This is a genomic window from Pseudomonas fungipugnans, from assembly GCF_029955235.1.
Taxonomy (GTDB): domain Bacteria; phylum Pseudomonadota; class Gammaproteobacteria; order Pseudomonadales; family Pseudomonadaceae; genus Aquipseudomonas; species Aquipseudomonas fungipugnans.
On the sequence record NZ_JARBWL010000002.1, the window covers coordinates 366240 to 387743 of the forward strand.

A 21504-nucleotide genomic window follows, 5' to 3' on the forward strand; every position below is an offset into this window, starting at 1 on the left:
CAGGTACGCTTGCCTGGCGCTTACGTCCCGGACGCTGGGCTGGCAAGGTAGCGAGTGATGGCATCCACACCACGGTTCAGATGCTGCTGGAGCAGCGTGACCGATCGCTCGACATCTCGACTCTCGACTGCTTGCAACAGCGCCCGGTGATCGTCCTGGGAGAGTTTGCCCAGGCCCATGGTTTCCAGGTTGAAGCGCAGGAACCGCTCCTCTTCGTGCAACCCCGCATCCACCAGGCGCAACAGCCGTCGGTTGGGTGCCTTGTTGTACAGGGTCATGTGGAACAGTCGATTGAGCCGACTGATTTCGGCGTAGTCATCGACGCTTTCCAGCTCATCGATACAGCAGGCCGCCAGCTCGAAATCTTCGTTATCGAGCAGCGGAATCGAACAACGCAAGGCCTCGGACTCCAGCAAAATTCGCAGCTCATAGGTTTCTGCTGCATCGCCCTGCACCAGCGGTGCAACCACGGCGCCTTTATGGGCAATCACGTTGAGCAGTGACTGTGCTTCGAGCTGACGCAAGGCTTCGCGCACCGGCATGCGGCTGACGCCGAACAAATCCGCCAGATCCTGCTGACGCAGGGCCGTACCACAAGGAATGCGGCCGGTGAGAATCGCCGTACGCAGGGTTTCTTCGATCACCGAGCGAGCCAGGTGAGCGGGAATCGGTCCGTTGACCTTGATGCTGCTCAACGGATTGGATTTCTGTGTCACGACTACGCACCGTAAATGGCTGAAATGGCGTTTGGATCCAAAGTGACACTAGTGACTGTTGTACAACTTGTCAAACCATGTAAAAGATCCCGGCAATTTTTATGCAAGCACTCCTGCTAAAAGTTTAGTCCGCCAGCAGTGATTGCATCGTGCCATTGTCTTTTCACGGGCTAACCTTCACCATCAACCGCTTTCCAATCTGCCTCTTCTGGATGCCTCGCCTTGGCGGTACGTTTCGCGATTCCTCGGGCTTTGCGCTGGCTAGGCTGCGCACTGCTGCTGACCGGCATCATGCTGGGCGGTCTGCACGCCGATTGGGATTTTTCCTTGATCAGCCGCCGCGCCGAGGCACTGTACGGGCCATTGGGTCCGGGGCAGCAACGCATCGACGCGTGGCAGCACTTGCTGGCCACCCAGAAGCAGGTCGGCGAGCTGGAACAGCTCAAAGTGGTCAATCAGTTCTTCAACAAGCAGATGCGTTATGAAGAAGACATTGACCTGTGGCACGTCGACGACTACTGGGAAACCCCCATCGAAGCCCTGTGGAAAGGCGCTGGCGACTGCGAAGACTACGCCATCGCCAAGTACTTCAGCCTGCGCCATCTCGGTGTTTCCAGTGACAAATTGCGTATCACCTACGTCAAGGCCCTGCGCTTGAACCGGGCGCACATGGTGCTGACGTACTACTCAAGCCCCGACGCCATGCCGCTGGTGCTGGACAGCCTGATCAACGAGATCCTGCCGGCCAGCCAACGAACCGACTTGTTGCCGGTCTACTCGTTCAACGCTGAAGGCCTGTACCTGCCCGGCGCCAAGGGCAACAAAAAAGTCGGTGATACCAAACGCCTGTCCCGCTGGCAGGATGTGTTGAAAAAAATGCAGGCCGAAGGTTTTCCGGTCGAGACGACTAACTAGGAGCACGCGCTCAGATGTCCTTGTTCAAACAGCTGTTGATCGCTATCTGTCTGTTCCTGGTGGTCGCCTTCACGGGCAGCTTCATGGTCAGCCTGGAGAGCTCGCGTACCCAGTACGTCAACCAGTTGCGCTCCCATGCCCAGGACGCCGCTACGGCACTGGCGTTGTCGCTGACACCGAATATCGATGACCCGGCAATGGTCGAGTTACTGGTCAGTTCGATTTTCGACAGCGGCTACTACGCGAGCATCCGCGTAGTCGACCTCAAGACCGACAAGACCATCGTTGAGCGCAGCGGTATTCCGGCGGTGAACAACGTGCCGGACTGGTTCGTCAAGCTCATCGGCCTGGAGCCGGCCGGCGGTGATGCGCTGGTCAGCCGTGGCTGGGAACAGGCGGCGCGGGTCGAGGTGGTCAGCCACCCGATGTTCGCCCTGGCCAAGCTCTGGCAGAGCGCGCTCGGCAGCCTTGGCTGGCTGCTGATCTGCGGCGCTGTGAGTGCGGTGTTGGGCGCGCTGTTGCTGCGTCGGCAATTGAAGCCACTGGACTACATGGTCCAGCAGTCCCACGCCATCGCCCGCCGTGAGTTCCTCAGCTTGCCGCAGCTGCCGCGTACTCCGGAACTGCGCCGGGTGGTGCAGGCCATGAACCAGATGGTCGAAAAGCTCAAGGCACTGTTCCAGGAGCAGGCCGAGCGCAGTGAAAAGCTGCGCATCGAGTCCTATCAGGACAATCTCACGGGCCTTGCCAACCGCCGCTATTTCGAAATGCAATTGAATGCCCGGGTGAGCAATCCGGAGCAGGCCAGCTCCGGTTACCTGCTGTTGTTGCGAGTCAAAGACCTGGCCGGTTTGAATCAGCGCCTCGGCGGTCAGCGCACCGATGAATTGCTGAAAGCGGTGGGTCAGCAGTTGTCCCGCGAGTGCGCCAAATACCCGGAAACCCAGAACCTCGTCACTCGTATTCGTGGCGGTGAATTCGCCGTACTGGCGCCGGGTCTGGTCCGCGAAGAAGCGCTGCAACTGGCGCAGAACCTCGACAGTGCATTGGCGAGTCTACACGCCACCGGAGCCACCGACGTGGCGTCGGTAGCGTCCATCGGGCTGGCGCCGTTTGCCCATGGCGACTCGCCGCAAGCGGTGATTGGACTGGCGGATCAGGCGCTGGCCCAAGCCGAAAGCCAAGGTGAACAGAGTTGGGCGTGCCTGGATCACAGTGCGTCGGCCAGTGTCGGCGACGACCACCATGCGTGGCACACACTGCTGGATCAGGCGTTGAATCAACAGCGGTTCGAGCTGTACTTCCAGCCGGTAGTGGCCGCTCAGGACACCACGCTGGTGCTGCATTACAAAGTGCTCTCACGGTTGCTCGACGAGCATGGCCAGACCATCCCCGCGGGTCGTTTCCTGCCGTGGCTGGAGCGCTTCGGCTGGACCGCGCGGCTCGATCGCCTGATGCTGGAGCGGGTGCTGGAACAGATGGCCGGGCATGAAGAATCGCTGGCGCTGAACCTGTCTTCAGCGACGCTGGCTGACCCGCAGGCGCTGAACAAAGTCTTCGAGATTCTGCGTTCGCATTCCAACCTCGGCTCGCGCCTGACCCTGGAGATCGGCGAAGAGCAACTGCCGGAACAGGCGATGCTGGAAGAGCTGACCCGACGCCTGCGCGAGCTTGGTTTCTCGCTGAGCCTGCAACGGTTTGGCGGGCGCTTCAGCATGATCGGCAACCTGGCGCGCCTGGGGTTGGCGTATCTGAAAATCGATGGCAGCTACATCCGGGCAATTGATCAGGAGAGTGACAAACGCCTGTTCATCGAAGCGATTCAACGGGCGGCGCACAGCATTGATCTGCCGCTGATTGCCGAGCGGGTCGAAACCGAAGGGGAATTGTCGGTGATTCGCGAGATGGGTTTGTATGGGGTTCAGGGGCAGCTGTTGGGTGAGCCCAAGCCCTGGAAGTAACGGTTTGAAATTTAGTTGTCTGGACTGACGCCTTCGCGAGCAAGCCCGCTCCCACAGTGGATCGTCAGTGAGCACAACCTATGTGAACGACACAGATCCACTGTGGGAGCGAGCCTGCTCGCGAAGGCAGGCACCACAGAAAGCGAGCCCTAGATCAACCCCGTCTCGTCATCATCAATCAAATGACTCAACCCACCCAATGCTTCCCGGGCCTGGGTCCGGTCCATCAGCTTGGCTTGCGCGGCGGCCGGCAGGTCGGTGACGCGGATCACACCTTTGCTGGTCAGCACCTGGATCAGGTCGTCGAGTACCCGGATCATTTCCAGGTCACTCTGCTTGAGTTGTTTGAGGCTCGATTCCACCACTTCGTTGGCGTACCAGGCCTGGATTTCATGGTGGTCGGCCGGCAGCGTTTCCGTGGCCTCGGCGTAGGCCGCGGCTTCTACGCGCACCAATTGGCCCTGCGCATCGCGTTGCACGTAAAACATTGAGCATCCCCCGGAAATAGACCCGCCTCATGCTGACAGCAGCATAGGCCAACTGCGCGTGAGTATGCGGTGCGACGACGAAATCGTCACCGTTTTGAAAGGCGCAAACGTGACGGCCGCCCCAGAAGGGCGGCCGTTTTAGTTTGGATCAGGTGTTGTTGTGGTCGACCTTGATGGTCGGATCGCTGCCGGCAATCAACGAGTGAATGTTGGCGGTGGACCAGTTGTTGCCTTCCAGTTTGATTGTCACATCTGGTGCGGCGGCTGTTGCGTCGGCGGAGTTGAACTTGCCGCCAGAGCTGACTTGCAACGACGACACGCCATCGACCGTCGTGATCTTCAGGAAGTTGTCGATGGTGCTGCCGGTTTCACCCTGTAGCAAATCGCGCAGGTCGATGCGGTCACCTTCGTTGGCGTTGAAGTCCTTGATCACATCGTTGCCGGTGTCGCCCGCTTTCCAGACGAAGGTGTCGGCACCCGCACCGCCGATCAGGATGTCATTGCCCGGCCCGCCAATCAGGGTGTCGTTGCCGGTGCCGCCCAGCAGGATGTCATTGCCCTTGCCGCCATCGAGCACGTCGTCGCCACCCTGGCCGAAGAGAATGTCATTGCCCGCACCGCCCAGCAGCGTGTCGTTGCCGTCATGGGCACCCGACACGTCGAACGCGGCGTAGTGCTCGGTGATGAACTGGTGCACGTTGCTGGTGGTGACTTTGCTGACATCCACACCGGTCTGCTGGGCGACGTAGGCCTGCATGGCCTGATAACCCTCGCCGGCGATGCCGTTGAAGCTCACCAGGTCGCCGAACAGGATGTCGTTGCCATTGCCGCCGCTGACCGTGTCGTTACCCGGCAGTGTCGCTTCGGTGTGACCGATGATCGAGTTGGCCAGGTCTTTCGGGTCGATGTTGGTTTGCGGGTTTTTGTCCGTGTCGTAAGGCTTCAGGTCGCTGAGGCCCACACCGCTGTTGATGCCGATGGCGTCGACGTGCGACAGACCGTTCAGTATCGCGAAACTGCTGTTGGCGTTGTCGACGGTGGTCTGGGTGGTGCTGTTGCCGCTGCCGGCCAGGTTCGACAACTCATAGGTGCCATCGCCCTGAGCGTGGACGGTGCCCAGGTTGGTGGCGCTCCAGCCGTATTTCGTAGTGTACGTCTGCAACTGCGCGGCGCCGTTGCTGGCGATGCTCAGGTAGTGCGTGCTGTCGATGTAGGTGCTGAAGGTGTCACCCGGCTTGTAGTTGCTGGTTTTCACCACGTCGTCGAGCTTCACGGTGCCGTACAGCGTCGGGTTGGTCTGCTCGCCGCTCTGGTAGTAGGTCGGCTGGCCGTCCGTGATGAAGTACGTGAGATTCTTCGCGCCGGTGTTGGACACCGCGTCAGTGCTCTGGAACCAGTTGGCCGTGGTCTTGAACACGTCCTCGTAGTTGGTGCCGCCGCCGGACGACATCGAGTCCAGAACCGTCTTGAGTGTCGCCAGCGCGTTCGGGTCGTTCAGGTTGACCGACACCGACTTGTTGACCTGGGTATCGAAGTCCACCAGGAAGATTTTCACGGTACCGGAGTTGCCGCCCATGCTCTGCATGAGGGTGCTGAACACTGAGGTCAACGAGGCCTTGGCCGCGGTGATCGACGAGGCGCTCATGCTGCCCGAACTGTCGACCATGAACGCGATGTTGTAGTTGGTGCCTGGCACCACGGTCAGGCCGCCGATGTCGGCGACCATGATGTCGTTGCCGTCAGTGCCGGTGACCGTGTCACTGCCGGACGTGCCGGTGATGGCGTTGTACACCGCCGGGTAAACAGTGACCGGAATCTGCGCCGTCGTCACCGCCGAACCGCCCAGGGCTTCGGTGGAAGTCGAGGTCACGGTCAGGTTGAACTGGCCGTTGTAATACGTCGGCGGAGTCACGGTCAGGGTGCCGAGGTTCCAGCCGGTGACGTTGGCTTCGCCGGACGTCGCAGTGGCGGTGAACGTGTGGCCAGCGCCATCGGTCAGCACAGCACCTGCCGGGATGCCGCTGATTTTCACGCTCAGGCTTTCGGAGCCGTCGGTGTCGGTCAGGGCGGTGTTGATTGCGGTCAGGTTGACGCTGGTGCCTTCGGCGCCTTCGTTGAGTTTGTAGCCGTCGTAGTAGCCTTCGCCGTTGGCGCCGTGCAGGTCGGAAACCGTCACGCCAGATGCGGCCAGATCCGCCACGCCGGTGTACAGCGGCACGCCAGCACTGCTCAGGTCGATGGCGGTGCCACCGTTGACCGACAGGTTGACGTCATAGCTGCCCGGACCACTCTGGTTGTGGTGGTAGATGTCCAGGGTGTAGTAGCCACTGGTGGTCGGCGTGAACGAACCGTTCAACTGACCGCCCGCGCCCCAGGTGGTGGCCGCGACCTGGTTGCCGCCGATGGTCACCAGCAAGCTGTCATCGCCAGTACCGGTGAAGGTGTAAGTCTTGCCGGCTTCCAGATAAATCAGGCCGAAGGTTTTCGACGCGGTGCCCGCCGTCACGCTGCCGTCGGACTGCACGTTGGTCACGGTGCCAATCGTATTCGGCGTACCCGCCGCGTCGATCACCGATTTCAACGTGGCAGTCGGTGCGCCGCTGCCGTCAGTGCCCAAGCCTGCCAGGCCGGTCCAGACTTCTTTGGTCAGCCCGGTGGACTTGACGCTGTTGTCCGCAATGCTCAAGGACGGCGCGTCAGCCACTGGCGTGATGTCGATGGTCACCGTGCCGGTGTTGCCCAGCGCCTGACCGTCGGTTGGCTGGAACTTGATCTGCGCGTAATCCGCCTGATTGTTGCCCAGGCCGGTGCCGCCGTAGCCATTGGTGCCGGACTCGTTGGCGTCCGGCAGGAAGCGCAGTTTGCCAGCGTCGATGTCGGCCTTGCTGACGGTCTGGTTGCTGGTCACGTCGGTCCAGGTCGAACCGTTCAGGTACTGCAACTTGCCTTCGCCCGGTAGGCCGGTGATTTTCACGCCCAGGCTGCTCGCCGGGCTGTCCACGTCGCTGACGCCGAAGGTCGACCAGCCGAGGATCAGCGGGGTGTCTTCGGTGCCGGTGACATTTACTGGCGCAGCGGTTGGCGCATCGTTCACGGCCACGACGTTCACGGTGGTGGTGGCGACGTTGGAGTAATTGCCACCGTCAGTCACGGTCACTGTGATGGTGCGCGGCACGGTGCTTGGGTCGTGGCTGTTGTTGGTGAAGCTGATGTTCTTGATCTGCTGCATGTAGTCGGCCAGCGTCGCGTTGCCCGACAGGGTCAGCGTGATCGAACCATCTTTGCTGTTGGCATTGATGGTGATGCCGTTGACGCTGTTGCCCAGGTTCAGCGAGTCGCCCGGCTGACGGTTGGTCAGCACGATGGTGGCGCCGGTCAGCATGGTGCTGTCCGGGTCGGTGATTTTCAGATCGGTGTCGGCAATCGACACGCCCTGGCCGGCAGTGCCTTCGGTGAAGGTCACTTTGTAATCGGCCCCGGTGGCGCCGCTGGAATCGTTGGCGTCGAGGTCGATGACCGGTGGCGCATCGTTGTCGATGATCGTGGTGCTGACGCTGCCGTTAGTGGTGCTGATCGCCAGGTTCTCGAAGTTGCCCCCGGTGGCCGAGTCGATCTTGACCACGAAGTTCTCGGTGTTCTCGGTGATCTTGTCGTCGATGGTCGCCACGTTGAAGGTGGCGGTGCTGGCGCCAGCCGGGATCTTCACGGTGTACACGCCGGTGAAGTCCGAACCGTCGGTGGCGGTGCCGCTGTAGACGATCTTCAACGTCACGTCGGTTTGCGCCGGGTGCGTCAGGCTGACCGTGTAGCTGGCGGTCTGGCCTTCAGTCACCGAGGTGCTGCCGGTGATGCTGACCTGGGTCGTGTCGATGGTGTCGGTCACGTTGGTCACGGCAGGCGTGCTGCTGGTGGCCAGGTTCTCGAAGTTACCGCCCGTGGCGTTGGTAATCGTCGCCTGAACGGTGCCGGCGTCTTTGTACACGTCATCCGCCGGGGCTGGGACAGTGACAGTGCCCGTAGTTTTTCCCGCGTCGATGGTGATTACCGAGCCGTTGCTCAGCGTCACGGTCACCGGTGTACCGGCGGCGTTGGTCAGGGTAGCGGTGTAGGTGATCTGGCCACCTTCGGCCACGGTGCCGGTCGCGGTCAGCGACAGGTTGGTGGTGTCGATGGTGTCGGTCACGGTGGTGCTGACCGGGGTTTTGTCGGCAACCAGATTCTCGTAGTTGCCGCCACTGATGTTGGTGATCGAGTTGGTCAGCGGCGCGTGGCCGTTCAGCACATCGTTTGGCGCGATGGTGGTGACGGTGCCAGTGGTCTTGCCGATGTCGATGGTGATGTTCTGGCCGTTGGCCAGGGTCACGGTGACCGGGCTGCCGGTGACTGGCTGACCGACAGTGGCGGTGTAAGTGACAGTGCCACCTTCAGCGGCGGTGCCGGTTGCGGTCAGTTTCACGGTCGAGGTATCGATGGTATCGGTGACGTTGGTCACGGCTGGTGTAGTGCTTGATACCAGGCTTTCGAAGTTGCCACCGGTAGCGGTTTTGATCGTGGCCTGGACGGTGCCGGCGTCTTTGTACACGTCATCAGCCGGGGCTGGGACAGTGACAGTGCCCGTAGTTTTACCGGCATCGATAGTGATCACGGCGCCATTGCTCAACGTCACGGTTACTGGGGTGCCGGCAGCGTTGGTCAAGGTCGCGGTGTAAACGATCTGCCCGCCTTCGGCCACGGTGCCGGTCGCGCTCAGCGACAGGTTGGTGGTGTCGATGGTGTCGGTGACGTTGGTCACTGCTGGCGTAGTGCTCGATACCAGGTTTTCGAAGTTACCGCCGGTTGCAGTGGTGATGGTTGCCTGGACAGTGCCGGCATCCTTGTAAACGTCGTCAGCCGGGGCTGGGACGCTCACGGTGCCGGTGGTTTTACCGGCGTCGATAGTGATGACAGCGCCATTGCTCAACGTCACGGTCACTGGTGTGCCGGCAGCGTTGGTCAGGGTCGCGGTGTAAACGATCTGCCCGCCTTCGGCCACGGTGCCGGTCGCGGTCAGCGACAGGTTGGTGGTGTCGATGGTGTCGGTCACGGTGGTGCTGACCGGGGTTTTGTCGGCAACCAGATTCTCGTAGTTGCCGCCACTGATGTTGGTGATCGAGTTGGTCAGCGGCGCGTGGCCGTTCAGCACATCGTTTGGCGCGATGGTGGTGACGGTGCCAGTGGTCTTGCCGATGTCGATGGTGATGTTCTGGCCGTTGGCCAGGGTCACGGTGACCGGGCTGCCGGTGACTGGCTGGCCGACAGTGGCGGTGTAAGTGACGGTGCCACCTTCTGCTGCCGTGTCGGTCGCGGTGAGTTTCACCGTCGAGGTATCGATGGTATCGGTGACGTTAGTGACCGCTGGCGTGGTGCTTGGCACCAGGCTTTCGAAGTTGCCACCGGTAGCGGTTTTGATCGTGGCCTGGACGGTGCCGGCGTCTTTGTACACGTCGTCGGCTGGAGCGGCGACGGTCACGGTACCGGTGGTTTTACCGGCATCGATAGTGATGACAGCGCCATTGCTCAACGTCACGGTCACTGGCGTGCCGGCAGCGTTGGTCAAGGTCGCGGTGTAAACGATCTGGCCACCTTCGGCCACGGTGCCGGTCGCGCTCAGCGACAGGTTGGTGGTGTCGATGGTGTCGGTGACGGTGGTGCTGACCGGGGTCTTGTCGGCAACCAGATTTTCGTAGTTGCCGCCGCTGACGTTGGTGATCGAGTTGGTCAGCGGCGCGTGGCCGTTCAGCACATCGTTTGGCGCGATGGTGGTGACAGTGCCGGTGGTCTTGCCGATGTCGATGGTGATGTTCTGGCCGTTGGCCAGGGTCACGACAACAGGCGAACCGGTGACGGGCTGGCCGACAGTGGCGGTGTAAGTGACAGTGCCACCTTCAGCGGCGGTGCCGGTTGCGGTCAGTTTCACGGTCGAGGTATCGATGGTATCGGTGACGTTGGTCACGGCTGGTGTAGTGCTTGATACCAGGCTTTCGAAGTTGCCACCGGTAGCGGTTTTGATCGTGGCCTGGACGGTGCCGGCGTCTTTGTACACGTCATCAGCCGGGGCTGGGACAGTGACAGTGCCCGTAGTTTTACCGGCATCGATAGTGATCACGGCGCCATTGCTCAACGTCACGGTTACTGGGGTGCCGGCAGCGTTGGTCAAGGTCGCGGTGTAAACGATCTGCCCGCCTTCGGCCACGGTGCCGGTCGCGGTCAGCGACAGGTTGGTGGTGTCGATGGTGTCGGTGACGTTGGTCACTGCTGGCGTAGTGCTCGGTACCAGGTTTTCGAAGTTACCGCCGGTTGCAGTGGTGATGGTTGCCTGGACAGTGCCGGCATCCTTGTAAACGTCGTCGGCTGGAGCGGCGACGCTCACGGTGCCGGTGGTTTTACCGGCGTCGATAGTGATGACAGCGCCATTGCTCAACGTCACGGTCACTGGCGTGCCGGCAGCGTTGGTCAAGGTCGCGGTGTAAACGATCTGGCCACCTTCGGCCACGGTGCCGGTCGCGCTCAGCGACAGGTTGGTGGTGTCGATGGTGTCGGTGATCGTGGTGCTGACAGGGGTTTTGTCGGCGACCAGATTTTCGTAGTTGCCGCCGCTGACGTTGGTGATCGAGTTGGTCAGAGGCGCGTGGCCGTTCAGCGCATCGTTTGGTGCGATGGCGTTGACGGTACCGGTGGTTTTGCCGATGTCGATGGTGATCGTTTGGCCGTTGGCCAGAGTTACTGTGACCGGGCTGCCGGTGACTGGCTGACCCACCGTGGCGGTGTAAGTGACGGTGCCACCTTCCGCTGCCGTGTCGGTCGCGGTGAGTTTCACCGTCGAGGTATCGATAGTGTCGGTGACGTTAGTGACCGCTGGCGTGGTGCTTGGCACCAGGCTTTCGAAGTTGCCACCGGTAGCGGTTTTGATCGTGGCCTGGACGGTGCCGGCGTCTTTGTACACGTCGTCGGCTGGAGCGGCGACGCTCACGGTGCCGGTGGTTTTACCGGCGTCGATTGTGATCACCGCGCCGTTGCTCAACGTCACGGTCACTGGTGTGCCGGCAGCGTTGGTCAAGGTCGCGGTGTAAACGATCTGGCCACCTTCGGCCACGGTGCCGGTCGCGGTCAGCGACAGGTTGGTGGTGTCGATGGTGTCGGTCACGGTGGTCGACACCGGCGTCTTGTCGGCAACCAGATTTTCGTAATTACCACCGCTGACGTCGGTGATCGAATTGGTCAGCGGCGCATGGCCGTTCAGTGCATCGTTTGGTGCGATGGCGGTCACGGTACCGGTGGTTTTACCGATGTCGATGGTGATGTTCTGGCCGTTGGCCAGAGTCACGGTGACCGGGCTGCCGGTGACTGGCTGACCCACCGTGGCGGTGTAAGTGACGGTGCCACCTTCCGCTGCCGTGTCGGTCGCGGTGAGTTTCACCGTCGAGGTATCGATAGTGTCGGTGACGTTAGTGACCGCTGGCGTGGTGCTTGGCACCAGGCTTTCGAAGTTGCCACCGGTAGCGGTTTTGATCGTGGCCTGGACGGTGCCGGCGTCTTTGTACACGTCGTCGGCTGGAGCGGCGACGCTCACGGTGCCGGTGGTTTTACCGGCGTCGATAGTGATGACAGCGCCATTGCTCAACGTCACGGTCACTGGTGTGCCGGCAGCGTTGGTCAAGGCCGCGGTGTAAACGATCTGCCCGCCTTCGGCCACGGTGCCGGTCGCGCTCAGCGACAGGTTGGTGGTGTCGATGGTGTCGGTGACGGTGGTGCTGACCGGGGTTTTGTCGGCAACCAGATTTTCGTAGTTGCCGCCGCTGACGTTGGTGATCGAGTTGGTCAGTGGGGCGTGACCGTTCAGTGCATCGTTTGGTGCGATGGCGGTCACGGTACCGGTGGTTTTGCCGATGTCGATGGTGATGTTCTGGCCGTTGGCCAGAGTCACGGTGACCGGGCTGCCGGTGACTGGCTGACCCACCGTGGCGGTGTAAGTGACGGTGCCACCTTCCGCTGCCGTGTCGGTCGCGGTGAGTTTCACCGTCGAGGTATCGATAGTGTCGGTGACGTTAGTGACCGCTGGCGTGGTGCTTGGCACCAGGCTTTCGAAGTTGCCACCGGTAGCGGTTTTGATCGTGGCCTGGACGGTGCCGGCGTCTTTGTACACGTCGTCGGCTGGAGCGGCGACGCTCACGGTGCCGGTGGTTTTACCGGCGTCGATTGTGATGACAGCGCCATTGCTCAACGTCACGGTCACTGGTGTGCCGGCAGCGTTGGTCAAGGCCGCGGTGTAAACGATCTGCCCGCCTTCGGCCACGGTGCCGGTCGCGCTCAGCGACAGGTTGGTGGTGTCGATGGTGTCGGTGACGGTGGTGCTGACCGGGGTTTTGTCGGCAACCAGATTTTCGTAGTTGCCGCCGCTGACGTTGGTGATCGAGTTGGTCAGTGGGGCGTGACCGTTCAGTGCATCGTTTGGTGCGATGGCGGTCACGGTACCGGTGGTTTTGCCGATGTCGATGGTGATGTTCTGGCCGTTGGCCAGAGTCACGGTGACCGGGCTGCCGGTGACTGGCTGACCCACCGTGGCGGTGTAAGTGACGGTGCCACCTTCCGCTGCCGTGTCGGTCGCGGTGAGTTTCACCGTCGAGGTATCGATAGTGTCGGTGACGTTAGTGACCGCTGGCGTGGTGCTTGGCACCAGGCTTTCGAAGTTGCCACCGGTAGCGGTTTTGATCGTGGCCTGGACGGTGCCGGCGTCTTTGTACACGTCGTCGGCTGGAGCGGCGACGCTCACGGTGCCGGTGGTTTTACCGGCGTCGATTGTGATGACAGCGCCATTGCTCAACGTCACGGTCACTGGTGTGCCGGCAGCGTTGGTCAAGGCCGCGGTGTAAACGATCTGCCCGCCTTCGGCCACGGTGCCGGTCGCGCTCAGCGACAGGTTGGTGGTGTCGATGGTGTCGGTGACGGTGGTGCTGACCGGGGTTTTGTCGGCAACCAGATTTTCGTAGTTGCCGCCGCTGACGTTGGTGATCGAGTTGGTCAGTGGGGCGTGACCGTTCAGTGCATCGTTTGGTGCGATGGCGGTCACGGTACCGGTGGTTTTGCCGATGTCGATGGTGATGTTCTGGCCGTTGGCCAGAGTCACGGTGACCGGGCTGCCGGTGACTGGCTGACCCACCGTGGCGGTGTAAGTGACGGTGCCACCTTCCGCTGCCGTGTCGGTCGCGGTGAGTTTCACCGTCGAGGTATCGATAGTGTCGGTGACGTTAGTGACCGCTGGCGTGGTGCTTGGCACCAGGCTTTCGAAGTTGCCACCGGTAGCGGTTTTGATCGTGGCCTGGACGGTGCCGGCGTCTTTGTACACGTCGTCGGCTGGAGCGGCGACGCTCACGGTGCCGGTGGTTTTACCGGCGTCGATTGTGATGACAGCGCCATTGCTCAGCGTCACGGTCACTGGTGTGCCGGCAGCGTTGGTCAAGGCCGCGGTGTAAACGATCTGCCCGCCTTCGGCCACGGTGCCGGTCGCGCTCAGCGACAGGTTGGTGGTGTCGATGGTGTCGGTGACGGTGGTGCTGACCGGGGTTTTGTCGGCAACCAGATTTTCGTAGTTGCCGCCGCTGACGTTGGTGATCGAGTTGGTCAGTGGGGCGTGACCGTTCAGCGCATCGTTTGGTGCGACGGCGGTGACAGAGCCGGTGGTCTTGCCGATGTCGATCGTGATCGTTTGGCCGTTGGCCAGAGTCACCAAAACAGGCGAGCCAGTCACTGGCTGGCCGACGGTGGCGGTGTAAGTGACAGTGCCACCTTCCGCCGCGGTTTCAGTCGCAGTCAGTTTCACCGTCGAAGTGTCGATAGTGTCGGTGACATTGGTTACGGCCGGCGCCGGATTCGTCGCCAGGTTCTCAAAGTTGCCGCCAGCGGCGTCTTTGACGGTAACTTCGACTTTCCCCGCATCTTTATAAACATCGTCAGCCGGGGCGGCGACGGTCACGGTGCCCGTGGTTTTGCCCGCATCAATGGTGATCACCGCGCCATTGCTCAGCGTCACGGTCACCGGAGTCCCGGCAGCGTTGGTCAAGGTCGCGGTGTAAACGATGGAACCGCCTTCAGCCACAGTATCCGTCGCGGTCAGCGACAGAGTTGTGGTGTCGACGGTATCAGTCACAGTGGTGGAAACCGGCGTCTTATCGGCAACCAGATTTTCGTAGTTGCCACCGCTGACGTCGGTAATCGAGGTGGTCAGCGGCGCATGGCCGTTCAGCGCATCGTTTGGCGCCACGGCGTTGACAGAGCCGGTGGTCTTGCCGATGTCGATCGTGATCGTTTGGCCGTTGGCCAGAGTCACCAAAACAGGCGAGCCAGTCACTGGCTGGCCGACAGTGGCGGTGTAAGTGACGGTTCCACCTTCCGCCGCAGTTTCAGTCGCGGTGAGCTTGACGGTCGAAGTGTCGATAGTGTCGGTGACGTTAGTGACCGCCGGAGCCGGGTTGGTCGCCAGGTTCTCAAAGTTGCCACCAGCGGCATCTTTGACGGTGACTTCAACTTTGCCGGCGTCTTTGTACACATCGTCAGCCGGGGCGGCGACGGTCACGGTACCGGTGGTTTTACCGGCATCGATGGTGATCACTGCACCGTTCGACAAAGTAACGGTCACTGGAGTACCGGCAGCGTTGGTCAAGGTCGCGGTGTAAACGATGGAACCGCCTTCGGCCACAGTGTCCGTCGCGGTCAGCGACAGCGTGGTGGTGTCGACGGTATCGGTGACCGTGGTCGAAACCGGCGTCTTATCGGCAACCAGATTTTCGTAGTTGCCGCCGCTGACGTTGGTGATCGAGTTGGTCAGCGGCGCATGGCCGTTCAGCGCGTCATTCGGTGCCACAGCGTCGACAGTGCCAGAGGTCTTGCCGATGTCGATGGTAATCGTCTGGCCGTTGGCCAAGGTCACAACCACAGGCGAGCCGGTGACGGGCTGACCGACGGTGGCGGTGTAAGTGACGGTGCCGCCTTCAGCCGCAGTCTCGGTAGCCGTCAGTTTGACGGTGGACGTATCGATGGTATCGGTGACATTGGTCACGGCTGGAGCCGGGTTGGTTGCCAGGTTCTCAAAGTTGCCGCCTGCGGCATCTTTGACCGTGACTTCAACTTTGCCGGCGTCTTTATAGACGTCATCGGCTGGAGCGGCGACGGTCACGGTGCCCGTGGTTTTGCCCGCATCAATGGTGATCACCGCGCCATTGCTCAGCGTCACGTTCACTGGTGTGCCGGCAGCGTTGGTCAGGGTAGCGGTGTAAACGATCTGACCGCCTTCGGCCACAGTATCCGTCGCGGTCAGCGACAGCGTGGTGGTGTCGACGGTATCGGTGACCGTGGTCGACACCGGCGTCTTGTCGGCAACCAGATTTTCGTAGTTGCCGCCGCTGACGTCGGTGATCGAGGTGGTCAGTGGCGCATGGCCGTTCAGTGCATCGTTTGGTGCGATGGTGGTGACAGAGCCGGTGGTCTTGCCGATGTCGATGGTAATCGTCTGGCCGTTGGCCAGAGTCACAGTGACAGGGCTGCCAGTCACTGGCTGTCCAACAGTCGCCGTGTAAGTGACAGTGCCACCTTCAGCCGCAGTTTCAGTCGCGGTGAGCTTGACGGTCGAAGTATCGATGGTGTCAGTGACGTTAGTGACCGCTGGAGCCGGGTTGGTCGCCAGGTTCTCAAAGTTGCCGCCTGCGGCATCTTTGACGGTGACTTCAACTTTGCCGGCGTCTTTGTACACATCGTCAGCCGGGGCGGCGACGGTGACGGTGCTGGTGGTTTTACCGGCGTCGATGGTGATCACGGCACCGTTCGACAGCGTCACGGTCACCGGAGTCCCGGCAGCGTTGGTCAAGGTCGCGGTGTAAACGATGGAACCGCCTTCGGCCACAGTATCCGTCGCGGTCAGCGACAGCGTGGTGGTGTCGACGGTATCAGTCACAGTGGTGGAAACCGGCGTCTTGTCGGCAACCAGATTTTCGTAATTACCACCGCTGACGTTGGTGATCGAGTTGGTCAGTGGTGCGTGGCCGTTCAGTGCATCGTTTGGTGCGATGGTGGTGACGGTCCCGGTGGTTTTACCGATGTCGATGGTGATCGTTTGGCCGTTGGCCAAGGTCACAACCACAGGCGAGCCGGTGACGGGCTGACCGACAGTGGCCGTGTAAGTAACGGTGCCACCTTCCGCTGCTGTTTCAGTCGCAGTCAGTTTCACCGTCGAAGTATCGATGGTATCGGTGACATTGGTCACGGCTGGCGCAGTGTTCGGCACCAGGTTTTCGAAATTACCGCCGGTGGCAGTAGAGATTGTCGCTTCGACTTTGCCCGCATCTTTATACACATCGTCAGCCGGGGCGGCGACGGTCACGGTACCGGTGGTTTTACCGGCGTCGATGGTAATCACTGCACCGTTCGACAAAGTAACGGTCACCGGAGTACCGGCAGCGTTGGTCAGGGTCGCGGTGTAAACGATCTGGCCACCTTCGGCCACGGTATCCGTCGCGGTCAGCGACAGTGTGGTGGTGTCGATGGTGTCGGTAACTGTGGTCGACACCGGCGTCTTGTCAGCAACCAGATTCTCGTAGTTGCCGCCGCTGACGTCGGTGATCGAGTTGGTCAGCGGCGCATGGCCGTTCAACGCGTCATTCGGTGCCACAGCGTCGACAGTGCCAGAGGTCTTGCCGATGTCGATGGTGATGTTCTGGCCGTTGGCCAGGGTCACTGTGACAGGGCTGCCAGTCACTGGCTGTCCAACAGTCGCCGTGTAGGTGACGGTGCCACCTTCTGCTGCAGTCTCGGTTGCGGTCAGTTTGACGGTCGAAGTATCGATGGTGTCGGTGACGTTGGTCACGGCGGGAGCCGGGTTGGTCGCCAGGTTCTCAAAGTTGCCGCCTGCGGCATCCTTGACGGTGACTTCAACCTTGCCGGCGTCTTTGTACACGTCATCGGCTGGGGCGGCGACGGTGACGGTGCCAGTCGTTTTACCGGCGTCGATGGTGATCACTGCACCGTTCGACAAGGTAACGGTCACCGGAGTACCGGCAGCGTTGGTCAAGGTCGCGGTGTAAACGATCTGGCCGCCTTCGGCTACAGTATCCGTCGCAGTCAGCGACAGTGTGGTGGTGTCGATAGTGTCGGTGACCGTGGTCGAAACCGGCGTCTTGTCAGCAACCAGATTCTCGTAGTTGCCGCCGCTGACGTCGGTGATCGAGTTGGTCAGCGGCGCATGGCCGTTCAGCGCATCGTTTGGCGCCACGGCGTTGACAGAGCCGGTGGTCTTGCCGATGTCGATCGTGATCGTTTGGCCGTTGGCCAGAGTCACAGTGACAGGGCTGCCAGTCACTGGCTGTCCAACAGTCGCCGTGTAAGTGACGGTGCCACCTTCCGCCGCAGTTTCAGTCGCGGTGAGCTTGACGGTCGAAGTATCGATGGTGTCAGTGACGTTAGTGACCGCCGGCGCCGGGTTGGTCGCCAGGTTCTCAAAGTTGCCGCCTGCGGCGTCCTTGACGGTGACTTCAACTTTGCCCGCATCTTTGTACACATCGTCAGCCGGGGCGGCGACGGTCACGGTACCGGTGGTTTTACCGGCGTCGATGGTGATCACTGCACCGTTCGACAAAGTAACGGTCACTGGCGTGCCAGCAGCGTTGGTCAAGGTCGCGGTGTAAACGATCTGGCCACCTTCGGCCACGGTGTCCGTCGCGGTCAGCGACAGAGTTGTGGTGTCGACGGTATCAGTCACAGTGGTGGAAACCGGCGTCTTATCGGCAACCAGATTTTCGTAGTTGCCGCCGCTGACGTTGGTGATCGAGTTGGTCAGCGGCGCATGGCCGTTCAACGCGTCATTCGGTGCCACAGCGTCGACAGTGCCAGAGGTCTTGCCGATGTCGATGGTAATCGTCTGGCCGTTGGCCAAGGTCACAACCACAGGCGAGCCGGTGACGGGCTGACCCACCGTGGCGGTGTAGGTGACGGTGCCACCTTCAGCCGCCGTCTCGGAAGCGGTCAGCTTCACGAACGAGGTATCGATGGTGTCAGTGACGTTGGTCACAGCCGGCGCGGTGTTCGGCACCAGATTTTCGAAATTACCGCCGGTCGCAGTGGAAATCGTGGCTTCAACTTTGCCCGCATCTTTGTAAACGTCATCAGCCGGCGCCGGGATGGTCACGGTGCCGGTGGTTTTGCCCGCATCGATAGTGATCACGGCGCCATTCGACAAGGTCACGGTAACCGGAGTACCCGCGGCGTTCGTCAGCGTGGCGGTGTAAACGATCTGGCCACCCTCAACGACCGTGTCCGTCGCAGTCAGCGACAGGCTGGTCGTGTCGATGGTATCGGTCACGGTGGTGCTGACCGGGGTTTTATCGGCGATCAGGTTCTCATAATTGCCGCCACTCACATCGGTAATCGAGTTGGTCAGCGGCGCATGGCCGTTCAACACGTCGTTTGGTGCGATGGTCGTTACGGTACCAGTGGTTTTGCCGATGTCGATGGTGATGCTCTGGCCGTTGGTCAGCGTCACGACCACAGGCGAACCGGTGACGGGCTGACCGACAGTCGCGGTGTAGGTGACGGTGCCGCCTTCCGCCGCCGTCTCGGAAGCGGTCAGCTTCACGATCGAGGTATCGATGGTGTCAGTGACGTTGGTCACTGCTGGAGCCGGATTCGTCGCCAGGTTCTCGAAGTTGCCACCAGTGGCGTCTTTGACGGTGACTTCAACTTTGCCGGCGTCTTTGTAAACGTCATCGGCGGGCGCTGCGACGGTGACGGTGCCCGTGGTTTTGCCCGCGTCGATGGTAATCACCGCGCCGTTGCTCAGCGTCACGGTCACTGGTGTCCCGGCAGCGTTGGTCAAGGTCGCGGTGTAAACGATCTGGCCACCTTCAGCCACGGTGTCCGTCGCGGTCAGCGACAGCGTTGTGGTGTCGACGGTATCAGTCACAGTGGTGGAAACCGGCGTCTTGTCGGCAACCAGGTTCTCGTAATTGCCGCCGCTCACGTCAGTAATCGAAGTGGTCAGCGGCGCATGGCCGTTCAATACATCGTTCGGCGCAACCGTGGTCACGGTGCCGGTGGTCTTGCCGATGTCGATGGTGATGTTCTGGCCGTTGGCCAGGGTCACGACCACAGGCGAGCCGGTGACTGGCTGGCCGACAGTGGCGGTGTAAGTGACGGTGCCGCCTTCCGCCGCAGTCTCGGTAGCCGTCAGTTTGACGGTGGACGTATCGATGGTATCGACAACGTTGGTCACTGCCGGAACGGTGCTTGGCACCAGGTTCTCGAAGTTGCCGCCAGTGGCGTCTTTAACGGTGACTTCAACCTTGCCGGCATCTTTGTAAACGTCATCGGCCGGAGCGGCGACGGTCACGGTGCCGGTGGTTTTACCCGCATCAATAGTGATCACGGCGCCATTGCTCAACGTCACGGTCACCGGAGTACCGGCAGCGTTAGTCAAGGTCGCGGTGTAAACAATCGAGCCGCCCTCGGCCACAGTACCTGTCGCGGTCAGCGACAGCGTGGTGGTATCGACGGTGTCAGTCACGGTGGTCGAAACCGGCGTCTTGTCGGCGACCAGGTTCTCGTAATTACCACCGCTCACGTCAGTAATCGAAGTGGTCAGCGGCGCATGGCCGTTCAATACATCGTTCGGCGCAACCGTGGTCACGGTGCCGGTGGTCTTGCCGATGTCGATGGTGATGGTCTGGCCGTTGGCCAGGGTCACGACCACAGGCGAGCCGGTGACTGGCTGGCCGACAGTGGCGGTGTAAGTGACGGTGCCGCCTTCCGCCGCAGTCTCGGTAGCCGTCAGTTTGACGGTGGACGTATCGATGGTATCGACAACGTTGGTCACTGCCGGAACGGTGCTTGGCACCAGGTTCTCGAAGTTGCCGCCAGTGGCGTCTTTAACGGTGACTTCAACCTTGCCGGCATCTTTATAAACGTCATCGGCCGGAGCGGCGACGGTCACGGTGCCGGTGGTTTTACCCGCATCAATAGTGATCACGGCGCCATTCGACAAGGTCACGGTCACCGGAGTACCGGCAGCGTTAGTCAAGGTCGCGGTGTAAACAATCGAGCCGCCCTCGGCAACCGTACCGGTGGCGCTCAACGACAGCGTGGTGGTGTCGATCGAGTCGGTAATAGTGGTTACAGCCGGGGCTGGATTCGGCGTCAACTGTTCGAAATTACCGCCAGTCGCCCCGGTAATCGTGGTCGTCACCGTGCTGCCGTTGTTATAGACGTCGTTGGCCGGCGTCGGCACGTTCACGGTGCCGGTGCTCTTGCCGGCGTCGATGGTGATGACCGAACCGTTGGACAGGGTGACGGTGACCGGCGTCTGCGCCGGGTTGGTCAGGGTCGCGGTGTAGGTGATCTGGCCGCCTTCGGTGACATTCGAACCCGCCGTCAGGGTGACGGTGGTGGTGTCGATGGTGTCGGTGACCTGGGTCACGGCCGGTGTAGTCGGGACCGTGACCGCGATGCCGCTGCCGCCCGTGGTGCCAGTGACGGTCACGCTGATCTGCGTCGCGTCGTTATAAACAGTGTCGTGCGGCGCCAGCGGCACGTTGACGGTGCCCGTGGTCTGGCCGGCCTGAATCACGATCACCGAGCCGTTGGACAGGGTGATGCTCAGGTCGGTCAGCGGTGCCTGGGTCAGGGTCGCGGTGTACGTCAGCACACCCCCGGCTTCGGTGATGGTCGGCGTGGCGCCGAGCGTCAGGGTCGAGGCGCGCACGGCATTGGTCGTGGTGTCAGTGTTCTGGCCGCCGACGAAATTCTGTGTGGTCAACGCGGAAGATCCGATGCCCGCCGTCGGGAAGCCGATGTTCGGGTCAACCCGGCCAGCGGTGGCATCGAGCACCACGAAGCTGTGCCCGCCACCCGCTGCGCCGCCAGTGCCTACGGCGGCCGGCCCGGCTGCTGCCGCTTCAAATGCGGTGGTCGGGTCGACGCCGGCGGCGATGGCTTGCTGCAGCTCTTCAACCGATGGCGCGGCTTGTGCAGTGGCTGCTGCCAGGTCGGTGCTGGAGTCCGGCGCGGTACCGCTCCACTGAGTGTCGCGCCCCAGGTCCAGAGTGCGGCCATCCGCCAGTTCCAGTGTGACGGCACCCGCAGTACCGGTGTCTACCTGATCGCCGACAAACAACCGGTCGCCTTCAACGAGTACACGGCGGATGCCCTCTGGGGACACCACGAAAACCTGACCGACAATGCTTTTGACGATGGCAACAACACTGCTCATTGAAGACTCTCCGGGTGTCACGTTCAGTTGACTTCCATGGACCTGATGGCGAACTCGCCAATCAGTCTGGACGACCTTTTAAAATGATTAACGTACAAGATTGACGCTATTTTTCGTCAATAAATTGGCAGTATTTTTTC

At 61.3% G+C, this 21504-nt stretch carries 5 protein-coding genes; 2 read left to right on the top strand and 3 right to left on the bottom strand.

What is annotated here, in order from left to right:
• Nucleotides 1–20: 20 nt before the first annotated feature.
• Nucleotides 21–716 (bottom strand): GntR family transcriptional regulator, encoded by a 696-nt coding sequence (locus POF45_RS16695; protein WP_259498035.1) that lies wholly within the window; start codon nucleotides 714–716, stop codon nucleotides 21–23.
• A gap of 222 nt (nucleotides 717–938) precedes the next feature.
• On the opposite strand from POF45_RS16695, the gene lapG reads away from it, so the two are divergent.
• The gene (gene lapG / locus POF45_RS16700; RefSeq protein WP_259498037.1) at nucleotides 939–1631 is read left to right on the top strand and encodes a cysteine protease LapG; all 693 of its coding nucleotides are present in this window, start codon (nucleotides 939–941) and stop codon (nucleotides 1629–1631) included.
• A 14-nt stretch (nucleotides 1632–1645) separates the two neighbouring features.
• On the top strand, nucleotides 1646–3592 hold the full coding sequence (lapD, locus tag POF45_RS16705; protein WP_282316161.1) for a cyclic di-GMP receptor LapD: 1947 nt from the start codon (nucleotides 1646–1648) through the stop codon (nucleotides 3590–3592).
• A gap of 149 nt (nucleotides 3593–3741) precedes the next feature.
• Here lapD and POF45_RS16710 read toward each other — a convergent pair whose 3' ends face one another.
• Both POF45_RS16710 and POF45_RS16715 read right to left on the bottom strand, forming a co-directional pair.
• Nucleotides 3742–4080, bottom strand: coding sequence for a tryptophan synthase subunit beta (locus tag POF45_RS16710; protein WP_259498041.1), 339 nt, complete (start codon nucleotides 4078–4080; stop codon nucleotides 3742–3744).
• 148 nt (nucleotides 4081–4228) lie between these two features.
• Nucleotides 4229–21364, bottom strand: coding sequence for a LapA family giant adhesin (locus tag POF45_RS16715; RefSeq protein ID WP_282316162.1), 17136 nt, complete (start codon nucleotides 21362–21364; stop codon nucleotides 4229–4231).
• Nucleotides 21365–21504: the final 140 nt, after the last annotated feature.